We start from the raw sequence: 15845 nt of genomic DNA on the forward strand, positions 1-15845 counted from the left end.
TTCAAATTATTTACAGCTTCAACTAACAAAACTTTTGTTGCAAAAGAAGGGTTAAGGTTGAGAAGCCTTCCACTTACTTGATAAAATACTTTTTGAAAATAAGAGGACTACTGCCCTCTTTTAGTTTCTTTTTTTAGCTTCAGAAGTTAGAGAGCCTCTTGTTTCATCGGTAGCTGGCAAAGGTTGCTTCGTAGGACTAGCAGGCTTACGCTGACGAACTGAAGTTGAAGAAGGCTGTTGCTCAGAATTAGATATTCTAAATTCTTCAGTTTCACCTGCTTGTAATAACGGTTGCTTCTCAGCATCAGCGACCTTTCGCTGACGAGATTTTAAATAAGGAGCTGCCGTAGATTCTTGTGACCGGCTCCTTTTTCGTATATCTTTTTGTGCATCCTTTTCAGAAGAGGGTACTGTTTGTTTCCCTCCAACCGGTGATATGGGTTCAGGAGCCACCAAGAACTCTTGCGCTTTTAAGACTAAGCTAGAAAACGGCCCCCAACGCCGTAATTTCTTTTGTTCTGCTTCTATAGCTTCAATAAGCTTTTGATTCTCATTCCACTTATTTCGATAATGGGCCGTTAATTGCTTCTCATGTGCCTGGGTGATACCGTGGGCAGTACAAGCTTCTAAAAATTGCTGTCTAATTTGTTTCTTTATTTCAGGCCGAATGCCTTCAAAATTATGTCCTAGAAACCCAAATCCTATATGATGAATAAGCTCAACACTTGCAGGATAACCAAAATAAAGTGAAACACCAATAGCGCCTAATACTCCTTCTCCTTTTTTATTTAAAAGCCCTTCCATGGCCACCCTATAAGCTTCTGTAGCAATTTCAAGCTCCTTAATATTCGCAGGTTTTTTTTTATCTGTAAAAAAGGTTTCAATACCGAACATCTGATTCAGAGTTTCAGGTTCTATTGTTAATATTTGAGATAAAGAAATGGGCTCCCTTTCTACCTGGGGTTCTGCTGCTAAAATTACCCCACTGGCGTAAATAAGGGCCATAAAACCTTTAATAAAATTTCTTGTTTTAACCATAATCGTTATTCCTTAACTTTCCCTTCAAATTATTTACAGTTTCAACTACCAAAAAGTTTACTACAAAAGAAGGGTTAAGGTTGAGAAATCTCCCACTTACTGGATAAAATACTGTTTGAAAAAATAAGGGGAGACGGATGTTCTTCCTTAGTTTCTTTTTTTAGCTTCAGAAGTTAGAGGGCCTCTTGTTTCATCGGTAGCTGGTAAAGGTTGCTTCGTAGGGCTAGCAGGCTTACGCTGACGAACTGAAGTTGAAGAAGGCTGTCGCTCAGAATTAGATATTCTAAATTCTTCAGGTTCGCCTGCTTGTAATAAAGGCTGTTTCTCAGCATCAGCGACCTTTCGCTGACGAGATTTTAAATGAGGCGCCGCCGTAGATTCTTGTGACCGGCTCCTTTTCCGAACTTCTTTTTCAGAAGGCGCCACTGTTTCTTCTATTTTAAGAGGTAACACTGTTTCTGGATGAGACCAAACTTTCTGTACTATTGTTTCCAACCATCCTTGTGACTTTGCTTCTATTTTTTGCTGTGGTTTTGTTTTTCCTATAAGATGTAGTTTATTTTCGCTCCACTTCTCCTTATACTTGGACCGTAAGGATGCAAGGTAGTATGGGCCAACAATCTTATTTTCTTCACAAATTTTTAAGAACCTCTTTTGAATTTCTCCTTCTATTTTAGAGCTAAATCCCTCAAAGTGATTCTTTCGAAATCCTATGGTATAAATTATATCAATAATTTTAGGGTAGCCTAGATAAAGTGAAAGGCCTACTAGACCCAACGCTTTTTCTCCCTCCCCCTCGTAAAGATCCTTTTTAGCCTGGTTGTAAGCATCTTTAGCAATTTTAAGCTCATGAGTATTTGCAGGTTTTTTCTTGGCTGTAAAGAAGGTTTCAACGCCAAACCCCTCCGTCAAAGTTTGAGGGTCCATTGTTAACATTTGAGAGAGAGAACTGACCTCTCTTTCTCGCGTTTGCTCTGAAGCCAGAATTAAACCATTGACGCAGATAAGCGCTATAAAACCTTTAACAATATTTTTTGTTTTAACCATGATCGTTATTCCTTAACTTTCCCTTCAAGTTATTTACAGCTTCAACTACCAAAAAGTTTGCTGCAAAAGAAGGGTTAAGGTTGAGAAGTCTCCCACTTACTTGATAAAATACTTTTTGAAAATAAGAGGACTACTGCCCTCTTTTAGTTTCTTTTTTTAGCTTCAATTGATGCAGAATCTACAGTTTTACCACCAGCTGGTAAAGGTTGCTTCGTAGGGCTAGCAGGCTTACGCTGACGCACAGAGTTGGAAGAATGCTGGAGATCAGGCTCAAGTGTTATAGACTCTTCAGGTTCGCCTCCTTGTAATAAAGGCTGTTTCTCAGCATCAGCGACCTTTCGCTGACGAGATTTTAAATGAGGTGGAGGTGCTTCTTGTGATCGCGTCCTTTTCCGTATATCTTTTTGTGCATCCTTTTCAGAAGAGGGTACTGTTTGTTTCCCTCCAACAGGTGATAGGGGTTCAGGAGCAACCAAGAACTCTTGCGCTTTTAAGACTAAGCTAGAAAACGGCCCCCAACGTCGTAATTTCTTTTGTTCTGCTTCTATAGCTTCAATAGTCTTTTGATTCTCATCCCACGCTTCCTGATATTTAGACTGTAATAGATTTTTGGAGGGTGAACTAGAAATACCGTGTCTTCTACACCCCTCTAAGAATTTATCCTTAACTTCTTGCATTAATATAGAACTCAAGTTTCCATAACGATTTTTTTTGAAGCCGACAGTATAAATCGTATCGATGATTTTAGGATAACCAAGATAAAGTGAAAAGCCTATATACTCTAATGCTCTTTCCCCCTCTTTATTGCAAAGCATTCTTTCAGCAATCCAGTAGGCTTGTTCAGCAAGGTCACGCTCATGAGTGCTGTTAGGTTCTTTTTTGTCTCTAAAAAAGGTTTCAAGACCAAAGCCTGGGGTTAAGGTCTTAAGTTCTATTGTTAATACTTGGTCGGGCGAAGTGGGGTCTGCTTCTGATCTGCGCTCCACAGACAAAATTGTAGTGCTTAGGCACATCAATATTGTAAAAAATTTAATAATATTTTTTATTCTAATCATGATCGTTATTTCTTAACTTTCCCTTCAAATTATTTACAGCTTCAACTACCAAAAAGTTTACTACAAAAGAAGGGTTAAGGTTGAGAAATCTCCCACTTACTGGATAAAATACTGTTTGAAAAAATAAGGGGAGACGGATGTTCTTCCTTAGTTTCTTTTTTTAGCTTCAGAAGTTAGAGAGCCTCTTGTTTCATCGGTAGCTGGCAAAGGTTGCTTCGTAGGACTAGCAGGCTTACGCTGACGAACTGAAGTTGAAGAAGGCTGTCGCTCAGAATTAGATATTCTAAATTCTTCAGCTTCACCTGCTTGTAATAACGGCTGCTTCTCAGCATCAGCGACCTTTCGTTGACGAGATTTTAAATGAGGTGCTGCCGTAGATTCTTGTGACCGGCTCCTTTTCCGAACTTCTTTTTCAGAAGAGGCCACTGTTTCTGGACGAGACCAAACTTTCTGTACGATTGTTCCCAACCATCCTTGTTGCTTTGCTGCTATAGCTTTAATAGTCTTTTGATTCTCATCCCACTCTTTTCGGTATTCGGCCGTTAATTGCTCCCTATGTGCCTTGGTAATGCCATGGGCTGCAGAAGCTTCTAGAAACTTTTGCCTAATTTGTTCCCTTATTTCAGGCCGAATGCCTTCAAAATCATGTCCTCGAAATCCAAATCCTAAGTGATGAATGAGTCCGACACTTGCAGGGTAACCCAAATAAATGGAAATGCCTACAAATCCTAATGCTTTTTCTCCCTTATTCCCGTAAAGTCCTTCCTTAGCCATCCTATAAGAATCTTCAGCAACCTGAATCTCCAAAGTATTTGCAGGTTTTTTTTTGTCTTTAAAAAAGGATTCAATGCTGAACATCTGATTCAGAGTTTCAGGTTCTATTGTTAATATTTGAGAGAAGGAAATGGACCCTCTTTCTACCTGGGGTTCTGCTGCTAAAATTACCCCACTGGTGTAAATAAGGGCCATAAAACCTTTAATAAAATTTCTTGTTTTAACCATAATTATTATTCCCTTTTAGTATTTAAATTCTTGTGATTCTTTCTTTAAAACAACGCTACTAAAGACTTCTAATGGCTTATAATCACATGTTAAAATGAGATCACGTAACTTTCTTAGATACTTTTTCGATCGATCTGCATTTAGATCTATACCATTTTGTAGAGCTTCAACATTATACAAAAGACCATACAGGATGACCAGACGGACAGAGTCTTTAATTTCATTAAAAGTAAGACTATCCTTAAGAAGGGAAACCTTTGTTGGCCACCAATGAAACTTTCCTTCACTATCAACGAAACGGAGACTTGACCACAGATTACGCATCCAAGGTGTACTGGCTCCCCCGACTACAACAGTCGTTATCCCTGATGCTGCTTGCGTTATGCCTAAAATAGCGGGTGCAACCATATGATTAATATCCCAACTACTTAAACTATTTCCTGCACTGGTTAACAAGACGCTTGCTGCAAAACTATTAATGGTCCATGTTGATAAGTTTGCTGCCCAGTTTGAAGAGGTTTTTTTTGAAGATTCAAGAAGGTACGTTAATTCATTTACCCATTGATTATAAGTAGTTCGATAATCTTCTGTAGGACCGGGAAGTAAGTCAATTAGGAGTTCTAAAGTATCAATGTTTTCAATTTTTTTGAGCCGCGGGTAACTCAAGTGATTCACGTAATCAATAACGACTTCAGGAAGACCTAATTCCATCTTTTTTCTCATTTCTAGCTCTTCTCTGTCTAGACGGAGCACATGCCCTAAGTTCTTGTCGAGCATAAAACTTGTAGCACGCCAATAATAGTTTTTACTGGCATAATTAAGCAGCTGTGCTGCTTTCTCATACCTTTGCTGTGCTGAAAGATTTGATTCTTCCCATAAAATTCCGGAATAGGCAAGAATTCCTTTAAAATAGTCAGCAAATGGATTATCTAGCATTTGAGGCGCATCCAAAAGTTTACCCTCATTCAAAAACATCTTCCAATCTGCGGCAGCCTTGGAGGAAGAAGAAGGTAAGCTAAAGTTATAATCAATAATTGCTTCCTCACTATCTATAGAATTAACACCAATACCATCTTTCTCAACCACTTGGTTGATAAAATTGGCATATGGGTTTCCTACTAAATGTGCTGAGAGAGGGTGCCAAACTTCATAAAATTTACGAGCCGGCTCCCTCAGAGTAAAAGGCAAATGTTCTCCTGTCCAACTTGTCGATAAGGATGCATGAATGGAAGACAATTCCCCTTCATCAGAATCTGACTCGCTTACCCACTCTTCTTGGCCTTCGTCTGAACTTTCAGAGGTGGATTCTACTTTTTTTGGGCCCCCGCCCAGTTCTTCATCTTCTGAGCTTGTCATGGGTTCTTCTTGCTGAGAAATTGTAAAACGCTCTTTGCCTTTTAAGGTTGCCTTAAGGTGTTCAGGCTGCCCTGCAAAAGCGGGGATTGCTAAGATCGAAAGCAAGCATGCATGGTAAAATAGCTTCATAAGTATAACCCCTTTAAAATTGTTCATCTTTATTGATATGGGTATAAATTTTTATTATTCAATATATAAAATAATATGACTTTGGGGACCACATGATCTTTCCCTTATACATAACATATTAAAAGGCCGATAAAAAGGTGGAAGATTTTAATGGAAAGAGTACTTATTTAATTTTCCCCCTTTAATTGAGTAATTGAGAATAATTCACTTTTTACGAGAAAAAAGAAACAAAATTATCTATATTTTGTAATTTTAATAATTTAGTATAGATACTGAAGAAAAGTGGATGTTTTTTATAAGGCTCTTCACTTCCACAATCTTTCTTTACCAATAAATATGGAGACAAACAAATATGGATAAAAAAAACTTTTTTTCTCTTCTCATGGGAACGGCGATTATTATTTCTTCGGGAATTTCTAATGCTAACGCTCGACTATTCAACTGTTTGAGCAGTGAAGATAGTACAGTTGTAACTCTCAATCCTCTACAGGCCTTACAATATCCTACGAAGGCTCATCCGTATCAACCTTTAGAGGAGGAAGGTCTGAATGAAATCTTCAGCGATACTTTAAAAAATAGGACAAGAGTTGTTACAAGAAATTTTGTGTACAAATTAAAAGGGAAGAATTATAAAACACTTAATCTGTTAGATGATTCAGACACGGATGTCTTTACGGATGATTTAGTCTCCTCTAGTGCATCCTTATCAACAAATGGAAATTCTCAATTTAGTGATCTAACAGGTGACCCCAGTAAGGTTATCACTTCTTCTTATAATGTAGTCTTGTCGCAGAAACAGTACAAAGACTTTATGAGATATATCAAACAAACAAATAATAACTTTACCAGCCATAAAGATTTGACTAGTAAGTCATTAGCTGGTGGCTCCTTGCAAAGTGAGGAATAATTAGAGGAAATCTTGCGACTTTTGAAAAAAGAAGCTATAGCCTTAAATGAAAAATAAAAGGGGTTGATTAGGAAAAATTTTGATCAGAATTTTTTGTATCGCTTAAATATTCTTACCCTTGCCAAAGGATTTATTTATTGAAAGCAGATATACCCCTAATCAACCTCTCTTCTATTTTCCCTTACTCAATAATTTAATTCAAAAAAATTGGGAAAATAAACATAATAGTCCCAAAAAACGTGATTATATTAGCATTTTAATAAATGCAGGAGAATAATATTTTTTTTCAACTATCCTGTAAAAGCCTAAATACCACATATTTAAAGTAATTATAGCAGGAGGTTTTCATGGGAGTTTTTATACAAGGATTAGAGGCTGAAAATTTATCTCATCGGGTTGAGGATAAGAATAGAGCTTCGGGCGAATTGCCCCAGCCCGAAAAGGGCCCTCCTAAAGATCGTCCTACCCCCGAAAAAGAACCACCACTCCGTCCTGAAGATGTCCCCCAAGCCCCGGAGGAACTCCCACCCTTTCATCAGAATGAAAAACCTGAGATTCCCTCTCTCCCTCCTTTTCCGGAAGATGCACCCCAAACCCCTCAGGAAGTTCCTCCTTTTCCAAAAGAAGCTCCACCTTCCCCTGCCCCTCCGACGACGCCTTCGGCAACACCAAAAGATTAGAGTAGCTGCTATAAAAAATAAGAGCATTAGAAGACATACGGAAAAAGTTATTCCAAAAAAGCAAACAGTATAAACTAAGAATGTTTTTATTACTTTAAAAGTAGTGGGAAATATTAGGATTTTATTGTTGTTGAATAAATTATCAAAAGCCAACTCATTAAAAAGGGATAAATATTCCCCAAATGGGATGAACGTAAAAACTCTTAAGATTCTCACCTAGAATATGCATTCTTACCCTTCCTAAAATAGGGCAGTGTAAATTTAAAGGAAGGAAATAACATGAGTGCTGATTCTGTGTCCATTTTAAATGAACTAATTCAAATTACAAAGGATAGCGAAGAAGGTTTCCGGACAGCAGCTGAAAATGTTAAAGAACCTTCTCTAAAACAACTTTTTTTAGAAAAGGCTGAAAGTTGCAATAGTGCTATCACCGATCTTCAACGTAAGGTAAAAGAAATAGGAAGCAGGCCTGCAGAAAGCGGGAGTCTGTTAGGGGCAATGCATCGTGTTTGGGTAAGCATTAAGGGAACTTTGACAGGTCAAGATGACCTCGCTATCCTTAGGGAATGCGAAAGAGGGGAAGATGCTATTAAAGCCGCCTATGCCAAAGCCTTAAAAAGCAACCTCAGTGAAGAAATCCGTCCTTTAATACAAAAACAGTATGATGGCGTAATAAAAGATCACGACACCATAAGAGATTTAAGGGATAAATACGCAAACGCTCAATGATATAGAGAAGTTTTAATAACTAAACCGATAAAAGGAGATAAAATTATGATGAAACTTAAATTACACTATTTAATCCTTGGTATATTAATTTCCACTAATTCAGTTTTGGCTAGCACCATTCATGTAACCAATCATAATAAAAAGCCTATCAATATTAAGATTGTCGCCAAAGAAGATAAAAATGCTGTTACGAAGATGGAAATACCAGCTCAGCAAGAGTCTACATTTACGGTGGATAGCGAACACCTTAATGGTAAATCTATTTACTCGATTAAAGGAGACACTAATCCATTTACGATGGGAGGAAAGTGCGAGGATTTAAATGTCGAAAAAAATTATAACGTTACTTTTAAAAACGATAAAGTAGGCACCTCATGCGTCGCTGAGTTGATTAAATAATTGCTTACTTTACAGTAAAAGCAAGAGCTTTTCTAACCCAGAAAAGCTCTTGCTTTTTAGCAAAAAAATTTTGATAACTAAATAGATAATAAATCTACCCCCCCCCCTCTTTTTAAGCAAGTGAAAATAGAAGTATTTTTCAATTATGTAAATATACGCAATAAATATATTAATAAGAGTGTAGCTTATACGTTCCAATTTTAAAAAGGAGAAGTAAAAATGCCTACAACTACAAAAGACCAAAGTTCTAACAAAGAACAAACCTCTAAAAACCAAGAAAAAGGCAAGCAAGGGTTTGCTTCTATGCCTAAAGAAAAGGTAAGAGAAATTGCAGCCGAAGGTGGCCGCCATAGTCATGGTGGCTCTTCAAGCACTCATAAGAAATAAACTCTTCTTATCTTAATTAAAATAATAATTCCCCTTCCCATACTCCCCCCTACATTTGGAGGGGGAATTATTTTTATATTCCTACCGATTTATGCACCACAGCCCAATTCTATGGCTTTATAAAACTTACTTATTCTCAACGAAAGGGCACAGGAAATGCTAATAAAACGACCTCTAGCTTTATTGGCCACACGACAAACTTTGTTGTCAGTTCAAACAACAAGCCACAAAAATTGGTGAGCCCAACGATCAGGCTCACCAGTTTATGGGCAAACAATATATATATATATAACAGTGGGATGTAGTGGAGATTTTAGCAAACGCCGCCATGCCCACGAAGGATTTCTTAAAATTGGAAAGAATTTTTAAGAAGGGGATAATATTTTCCCCTTCTTTTCGTGCATTAAAATAAAACATTTAAATTAGTTCTCCAATGCCAGCCTATTACTTACAAATTTTGTGATTGAATTTTTAGGGAAGAATTGCAATGGAAATGCTACATCTACTCCATTCAAACCTTTAAGGTGCAATAAAGAAGGATCTAACTCTACTAATTCCTTTACCAGAGAAAAATTCGAATCACTGCTAAAAAGACGCCAGAAAGGAGGTATCAAGTCCTCTCCTCTCATCTTTAATTTATCGAGATCTGAAAAAACAACTTTGCGTTTTAAATCAGCCGGGAGACTCAACAAACAGTCTACAAAATTATTGTGAGGAGTTTGAGCCGTAAAATAATTTGGTGAGCTTTCATATAACTTTTCTAGTTGGTCTTCCGATAAAAATTCTATTAGATCATCAAGTTCGATCCTGCCCTTTATTAAAGGAAGATTTTCTATCCCCAAAAAATTCACCAAAGTTTGAGTCAGAAGGTAGCTGCTTTGTACTGTTGAGGCATGAAAAATAGGATGTTGATTAAGACAAGAAGATATGAAATTGGAAATGGAATCCTCTGCTATGAAGCTTTCTTTTTCAGGATAAAGCTTTTCTAGAAGATTAGGCAATAAATCTATAAATTGCTCTCCTGCTTTTATTATTGCGCCAAAAGCATTACGTAAAACAGTACGGCTGGGCGCCTGTTTGATATGCTCTGCAAGAATTGAAAGGTTAGGCGAACATTCTTGCATGCAGTTACGGACTTGCCCTTCCCACTCTCTTTCACTCCTTCTCAGATTATCGATGGCTGTATAGTCAAGGTCTTCAGAAACAGTCAATTTGTCCTTTAATGCTGCAATCTTATTCATAAAAAGGTCGTAAATTTCTGAATCCGGACAGCTATTAATAACATTTTGAAGTTCAAAAACATTTTTTACATTCTGTAGAGCATCTACCCAAATTTTATAGTCAGGAATAAGGAAGATTGAACCAAATTCCCTTAAATTTATGCTTACATGGCTTAAATTGCCAAAGTATTTAATAAAGGGGGGATAGGAGTCGTCAGCATAATTGCGATTAGCTTTCTCTAACTCTGTTTTGAGAGGTGTCACAAAGTTCGAAACATTGCCGTTTTCCATGTAATTTTTCTGAATCTCTCGTAAAAAAGTCAACCCTTGTTTATTTTTCACATCAAGTAAATTAGCAATAAGGGAATAATCTTGAGGTTCCATATAAAGATCACAATTTTTAAATAAGAAAACAATAGGTTCATCCGTGAGAGGATGCGGAAGACTCAGATCAGCTCCTTTTTTCAGTAAAGAAATTAATTTATCACTTGTTTGAAAGGTTTTTCCCGTTAAGTTTTTATTATAAGCTAAAGTTCCCATACCATTTAACAGCAGTTGAGGTTGTGCAAAGGGGGAGTCCAGAATTATCTTTATGCTCTCTTGAGAGGAAAGATTATCCCAGATAATATTTAAAAAGTCTTTCATTAAAGGGGGTGCAATTTTATAAAATCTATGTAAATATTCTTCCAAAAGAGGTACCGCTTTGGAGTCGTTCAGATCCAGCAGTTTAGCCCAGGATAATTTTATAGAATCCTCAACTTTAGAAAAATCACAATTTTTGAAAAGATACAGCAGAGCATGATAATAGTCACTCTCAACACAATAGGCTATCTGGAATAAGAGTTCGTCTTGGGTGAAAAAATTACTCAAATCTAGATTAAAGATTTCTTTAACAAAGTAATTTATGAATTCTAGATCATTGGTTTTTAAAACAGCAGGAATGACGGTATGCGGGTTAAAGCTTTCTTCTTGCAAGACCTCAGGATAATTTTCCAAGTATTGTTTAACAGCCGTTAAATGTCCATTATGAATTAAGTAAATAAGACCTTTACTGCTGAACTCTTCTTGCAACGCTTTGCCTGTCACCCCCTTCACCACTAAATGATGAAGTTTTTTAAGACTGGGATAATAGATAAAACTTCCCTCTAGCACAATCGCTTTGTGGGTCAGCCATTCACCTAACAGGACTGCTGTCGTCTGGCGCATCGCCTGATCATAGCTATCTTGGCTTTCGGGAGCCAAACGGAATCGATCAAAAGCTTTAATCTTTACATGAGAAGGATTCATAACACGGCTGGGATGAAGCCAAAGGCGATTTTCGGGAAATAAGTTTTTCTTCCTTTCCCGCTCTTTCTCAAACCCTTCTAGTATTCCTGTTTTTTGCTGTTCCATTTGTAAGCGATAATATTCAGCTTGAATATTGTTCAACACATTGAGGGTGGAAGGAATTTCATTAAAAAACCCATTACCCCTTGAAGCATAATTATAAGTATCTATATCCTCGGGATGTTGGGTAATGGCGAGTAAAACACTGTTAGCCCATGGCAAACCCTGATATCTATAATATTGCTCAAACAGAGAATGGAAATAATCATAGACGGGCTGTGAAAAGCCTATTAAACTTAAGCTTTCTAAAAAAATTCCTTTAATATCAGGTGCATCAACACTATGGTCATTAACCAAATACTCTGCCGAAGAAGAAGTACTCGATGTTGTGTGGGGGCCAGCAAATAAAGTAAAATTCAAGAACAGCATGGCGGCTTTAGTGACAGGAGACTCACAATCCCCTTCTAATTCTAAGAGTTCTTGAACCGTTTTCGTGCCTTTAAAATAAATATCTGACCCACGCAGCGCCATCAATCCTTCAAAAGATTTGAGACTGATCAATTCACGTAAATAGGTTAATGACTTCAATAAGTTATTAATATCTTGGCTCGCCCCATGATAAAAGGTAGGCCAATTTTTATTCTCTTCCTCAAAGGCCAATACATCGGCGAAAAATTCATAATCACTTTCTAATAGATGTATTTTACGCTTAAATTCATTTTTTTCATGATTTTTCTGCTCATACTCTGTCGAGGTATAGCGGCTAAAATACTCTCTAATATTGGCTAAATCAGCTTTACGCACAGAATTTTCATCGCCTATAAAATCGGCAGAAGTTTTATAGTCTTTCCCTAAAATGATCCGCAAATGAATACGGCTAATGGATTCTGGACAATTCATATCCCATAAGGGGACATCCTTCTCCTCACTACTTGTAAATTCTTGGGAAAAGCGGCGCTTTATTTCCATCATTGCCATACCATGGGCACTGACGGCATGAGCCAGAGTGTCTTCATGAGCGGCATTAAGCTCAATCAATTCATAGGTATTAGGCGGCAAGTGGTCTGGGGAGGAAGATTGAGAATCGGCAACGCGATTCTCAATCATTCGTTTTTTAATATCCTTCAGCGGATTCTGACTAGCCACCACCATAGGATGGGGGATTAAAGCAGGATAAAATTGATCAACTGTTCCAGTGCCACCTATATGATAAATACGATTAAAATACGGACGGACTGAAAAATATTCATATTTTTCATCTTTCGAGGCCGGCTTTTTTATCAGGGTTTTAAGTGTCTTTAAGGCCGTTAAGTGCTTTAAGAACTGTCGACCTGCTGGGGTAGATAAGGTTTCAAACAAAGGCCCATAAATATTGATAAGAGTTTCATCCACCTGAAGCAAAGGATTTTCAGCCTGAATTGCTGTCAAAAGTTGACTGGCCTTTACCCAGATAAAATCGGTATATTCTTTGTTATGTTCTTCGCTAGAGCTTTCAAGTTTTTCCTTAAAAATCTCAGGAGCAATATATTGGACTTGCTGCCAATACATTCGATAAAGAAAAGGGTCATTTTCTTTTTCAGTTAGGACATCGATAAAAGGCTGATGACGTAAAAGGCGGGGATGAGGAGCGTAAATACCGTTTGATTCTTCCCTACTCTCGCGGGCCGCATCTTGCCAAAGAAAAGACAATTGAGAATCCTTTGAGGAATCCAATAGTGATTCATCCCTTCCTTCCTCGCTTCCGCCCCCAAAATTACACCAGTCTCCATAGCTGTTAAGGCTATCATCGCGTTGCCCCAAAAGAATGTATATTTCTTTATCTCGTAACGCGTAATGCAAAATTCCCGCTGCAGTCCTTCCTTCTTGACTCAAAGCATCCAAAGAAGCAGGGGAGAACCATGGTTCCATTCCAAAGCTTGGTACAATAGAATTACAAAGAAAAGTTGCTGTTAAAGTTATTGATATATACTTGTAAAAACGCGCCATTATTTAAAGGACCATGCTTTAATGTATTTAAATACATTTAGGTTAATTATTTTTTTTACAATAGGTGAAAAACTTTTTTGATAAAGAATAAAACTATCTTTTTAAACTTTAAACAGGTTATCTGTATTGGATATCAGCTTACCCATCAGCCCCACCTTCCTTTTAAAAGATTGAAATTTTCGGATATTATGCTGGCACCGCCCAACGTTATAACAGCCTCTCCATACGAAGCCTATTTTAACATTAACATACGAAGGAACAGGGTTTGGAGGGGCTTTATTCTCAAGCTTGCTGATAATAAAGCCCAGTAATCAGAAATTTTAAACTAGCAAACGTAATGGATCTTCGATGAATTCTTTAAAGGCTGCTAAGAAGTTTGCTCCAACCGCCCCATCAACCACACGATGATCCGCAGATAATGTACAAGTCATCATGGTCGCAACTTGCATTTGCCCGTCTTTGACGATGGCGCGCTGTTCACCAGCACCCACAGCCATAATACCGGCCTGCGGTGGATTGATAATTGCAGCAAATTGGTTAATTCCATACATCCCCAAATTGGAAATTGTAAAGGATCCACCCTGATATTCTTCTGGCATAAGTTTTCCTGCCCTCGCCCGCTCTGCCAAGGATTTGACCTCAACAGAAATCTCTTTCAGGGATTTTAAATGCGCGCTGCGAACAACAGGCGTGACCAAACCACCCTCAATTGCTACAGCAACACACACATCAGCTGCTTGGTATTGACGAATATGAGTATCGTGCCATGATGCATTCGAGGCTGGAACTTTCATCAACGCCAAAGCTGTTGCCCGAACGATAAAATCGTTCACTGATATTTTTGTATCCTCTAAGCGTGCATTAATATCACTGCGCAATTTTAATAGAGCATCTAAGTTGCAATCCACGGTCAAATAGAAATGGGGCACCTGTTGCTTAGATTCGGTTAACCGATTTGCAATAACCTTTCGCATGTTGTTAAGCGGCAGTTCAGCATATCCAGCAGTGCCATAAACGAGTGGAGCTTGCCCAGAAGAATTTTGGATAGTGGCTGGTTTTGCCCCCGATACAGCAGCTGCTTCCACATCCGCTTTCACAATACGACCATGAGGGCCCGTCCCTGGAATTGAGGCTATGTTAACATTATTTTGCTCAGCTAAACGGCGGGCTAAGGGACTTGCAAAGACTCGCTCGCCTGATGCAGATGGGGTCGGCTTTGCAGCATCAACGGCAACAGAGGCTTGTGCTCCCTTCTCAACCGATGCTGCTTTTTCTACCGAGGCGCTGCCCTCTACTGACAGAGGAGCCCCGTCTGATAACGCTGCCAGATCTGACTCATTTTCACCTTCTTCAAGGATTACGCCGATCAACATATTAACCTTAACGCTTTCGGTCCCTGCAGGCACATAAATCTTGGCAAGTACGCCTTCATCGACAGCCTCGACTTCCATGGTCGCCTTATCGGTTTCAATTTCAGCAATGACCTGTCCCGGTTTGACCATATCCCCTTCTGACTTTAACCAACGCACGAGGTTCCCCTCTGTCATTGTTGGACTAAGAGCAGGCATTAAAATCTTAATTGGCATGTTATATTCCTATCGATAGCAAGCAGCCTTAGCTGCCTTAACAATTTTTTCTACATTTGGCAAAGCTAGTTTCTCAAGATTTGCAGCATAAGGCAAGGGCACGTCTTCTGCGCATACTCGAATTGGCTGCACATCCAGATAATCAAATGCCTCTTCACAAATCATCATCGCAACTTCAGCCCCCACGCCGGCAAAAGGCCATCCTTCTTCAACAGTCACCAATCGATTCGTTTTCATCACCGACCGAATAATTGTTTCTTTATCCAAGGGGCGAATGGTGCGCAAGTCAATCACTTCCGCCTCAATCCCTTCCGCTGCTAAAATATCAGCTGCTTCCAACGCCATACCAACCGTAATCGAAAACGCCGTAATTGTGACATCTTTTCCTTGGCGTAAAACAGCTGCTTGCCCTAAGGGAATAATTAAATCAGTGTCTGTCGGCACGTCAAAGGATCGGCCATAAATCAACTCATTTTCAAGGAAAATAACAGGATTCGGATCACGAATTGCTGCTTTAAGCAAGCCTTTTGCATCGGCCGCAGAATACGGAGAAACAACCTTTAAACCCGGACAATGGGCATACCAGCTGGCATAACATTGGGAATGCTGCGCTCCGACCCGAGCCGCAGCGCCATTGGGTCCTCGAAACACGATTGGACACCCCATTTGCCCCCCTGACATATACAATGTCTTGGCAGCCGAGTTAATGATATGGTCAATGGCCTGCATCGAAAAGTTAAAAGTCATGAATTCCACAATGGGCTTGAGACCAAGGAAAGCAGCCCCAACAGCAAGTCCGGCAAAGCCATGCTCTGTAATGGGAGTATCCACCACGCGCTTGGCGCCAAATTCATCTAAGAGCCCCTGGCTAACCTTATAGGCACCATTATACTCTGCAACTTCTTCCCCCATCAGGAAAACACTTTCATCGCGGCGCATTTCTTCTGCCATGGCATCGCGCAACGCTTCACGGACGGTTATTACTTGGGTCATGGCGT

12 protein-coding genes and 1 pseudogene are annotated in these 15845 nt (G+C 38.9%); 5 read left to right on the forward strand and 8 right to left on the reverse strand.

Annotated features, from left to right (window positions below; genetic code table 11):
* Positions 1 to 120: 120 nt before the first annotated feature.
* From ID47_RS05405 to ID47_RS05425, 5 genes are all read right to left on the reverse strand, one after another.
* Positions 121 to 1038: a hypothetical protein gene (locus tag ID47_RS05405; protein WP_038464670.1), complete on the reverse strand. Its 918-nt coding sequence runs from the start codon at positions 1036 to 1038 to the stop codon at positions 121 to 123.
* Positions 1039 to 1185: 147 nt separating this feature from the next.
* Positions 1186 to 2085, reverse strand: coding sequence for a hypothetical protein (locus tag ID47_RS05410; RefSeq protein WP_038464672.1), 900 nt, complete (start codon positions 2083 to 2085; stop codon positions 1186 to 1188).
* 143 nt (positions 2086 to 2228) lie between these two features.
* The gene (locus tag ID47_RS05415) at positions 2229 to 3140 is read right to left on the reverse strand and encodes a hypothetical protein (RefSeq protein WP_038464674.1); all 912 of its coding nucleotides are present in this window, start codon (positions 3138 to 3140) and stop codon (positions 2229 to 2231) included.
* Between the two features lie 147 nt (positions 3141 to 3287).
* The gene (locus ID47_RS05420; protein ID WP_038464676.1) at positions 3288 to 4142 is read right to left on the reverse strand and encodes a hypothetical protein; all 855 of its coding nucleotides are present in this window, start codon (positions 4140 to 4142) and stop codon (positions 3288 to 3290) included.
* A 15-nt stretch (positions 4143 to 4157) separates the two neighbouring features.
* Positions 4158 to 5627, reverse strand: a complete 1470-nt coding sequence (locus tag ID47_RS05425; RefSeq protein ID WP_038464679.1) for a hypothetical protein — start codon at positions 5625 to 5627, stop codon at positions 4158 to 4160.
* Between the two features lie 352 nt (positions 5628 to 5979).
* On the opposite strand from ID47_RS05425, the gene ID47_RS05430 reads away from it, so the two are divergent.
* From ID47_RS05430 to ID47_RS12635, 5 genes are all read left to right on the forward strand, one after another.
* Entirely contained in the window at positions 5980 to 6534 is a 555-nt protein-coding gene (locus tag ID47_RS05430; protein ID WP_038464681.1) for a hypothetical protein, read from the forward strand.
* Between the two features lie 347 nt (positions 6535 to 6881).
* Positions 6882 to 7214, forward strand: a complete 333-nt coding sequence (locus ID47_RS05435) for a hypothetical protein (RefSeq protein ID WP_038464682.1) — start codon at positions 6882 to 6884, stop codon at positions 7212 to 7214.
* A 279-nt stretch (positions 7215 to 7493) separates the two neighbouring features.
* Complete coding sequence (locus tag ID47_RS05440) at positions 7494 to 7943, forward strand: PA2169 family four-helix-bundle protein (RefSeq protein ID WP_038464684.1); 450 nt, start codon at positions 7494 to 7496, stop codon at positions 7941 to 7943.
* A gap of 45 nt (positions 7944 to 7988) precedes the next feature.
* Positions 7989 to 8342, forward strand: coding sequence for a hypothetical protein (locus tag ID47_RS05445; RefSeq protein ID WP_038464686.1), 354 nt, complete (start codon positions 7989 to 7991; stop codon positions 8340 to 8342).
* Positions 8343 to 8561: 219 nt separating this feature from the next.
* Positions 8562 to 8729 (forward strand): KGG domain-containing protein, encoded by a 168-nt coding sequence (locus tag ID47_RS12635; protein ID WP_084675939.1) that lies wholly within the window; start codon positions 8562 to 8564, stop codon positions 8727 to 8729.
* Positions 8730 to 9151: 422 nt separating this feature from the next.
* Here the strand turns inward: ID47_RS12635 and ID47_RS05450 are convergent, their stop codons facing one another.
* The 3 genes and pseudogenes from ID47_RS05450 to ID47_RS12885 all read right to left on the reverse strand — a co-directional run.
* The gene (locus tag ID47_RS05450; protein ID WP_038464688.1) at positions 9152 to 13261 is read right to left on the reverse strand and encodes a hypothetical protein; all 4110 of its coding nucleotides are present in this window, start codon (positions 13259 to 13261) and stop codon (positions 9152 to 9154) included.
* A 320-nt stretch (positions 13262 to 13581) separates the two neighbouring features.
* Complete coding sequence (locus ID47_RS05460; RefSeq protein WP_038464692.1) at positions 13582 to 14847, reverse strand: pyruvate dehydrogenase complex dihydrolipoamide acetyltransferase; 1266 nt, start codon at positions 14845 to 14847, stop codon at positions 13582 to 13584.
* A 9-nt stretch (positions 14848 to 14856) separates the two neighbouring features.
* A pseudogene (locus tag ID47_RS12885) lies at positions 14857 to 15837 on the reverse strand (pyruvate dehydrogenase complex E1 component subunit beta); the annotation flags it as partial.
* Between the last annotated feature and the right edge of the window lie 8 nt (positions 15838 to 15845).

Origin of the sequence: Candidatus Paracaedibacter acanthamoebae (genome assembly GCF_000742835.1) — a bacterium.
GTDB classification, from domain to species: domain Bacteria; phylum Pseudomonadota; class Alphaproteobacteria; order Paracaedibacterales; family Paracaedibacteraceae; genus Paracaedibacter; species Paracaedibacter acanthamoebae.